The organism is Streptomyces sp. MBT53, from assembly GCF_016654115.1.
Lineage (GTDB): Bacteria > Actinomycetota > Actinomycetes > Streptomycetales > Streptomycetaceae > Streptomyces.
In genome coordinates this window covers 1-526 of the sequence record NZ_JAEQAZ010000492.1, presented here as the reverse complement: position 1 = coordinate 526, position 526 = coordinate 1, and the positions used below count along the sequence as shown (strand labels likewise).

The following is a 526-nucleotide window of genomic DNA, read 5'->3' as shown; positions in this document are numbered from 1 at the left end:
GTGCTGCGGCTCGACGACTTCTACAAGGAGGGCGACGACCCGACGCTGCCACTCGTGGCGGGGAGTTCGGACATCGACTGGGACCATCCCGACTCCTGGGACGCGGAGGTCGCGGTCACCGCGATCGTCGAGCTGTGCCGCACGGGTCGTACGGATGTGCCGGTCTACGACATCTCGCTGAGCGCCCGTACGGGTACGGAGGCGGTCGATGTGGGCCGGACGCCGTTGTTCATAGCGGAGGGCATCTTCGCCGCCGAGGTCATCACCCGCTGCCGGGAACTGGGTGTTCTCGCGGACGCGCTGTGCCTGAGCCGCGGACCTGTGCGGACGTTCCGCCGCCGCTTCCTGCGGGATCTGCGGGAGGGCCGTAAGTCCGTGCCGTTCCTGCTGCGGCGCGGCTGGCGGCTGATGCGTCTTGAGCGGTCGATCGTGGCCCGGCAGACGACGCTCGGCGCGTACGCCTGCGACAAGGACGAGGCGCTGGGCCGGCTGGCCGCGGCTGCGGTCGGACGGCGTCCGGCCGCAG

At 70.9% G+C, this 526-nt stretch carries 1 protein-coding gene; it reads left to right on the top strand.

Going from position 1 to position 526, the window contains the following annotated elements; genetic code table 11:
- Window positions 1-526: uridine kinase (locus JHN45_RS52435; RefSeq protein WP_201056578.1), on the top strand; the 526-nt coding region annotated here is incomplete at both ends.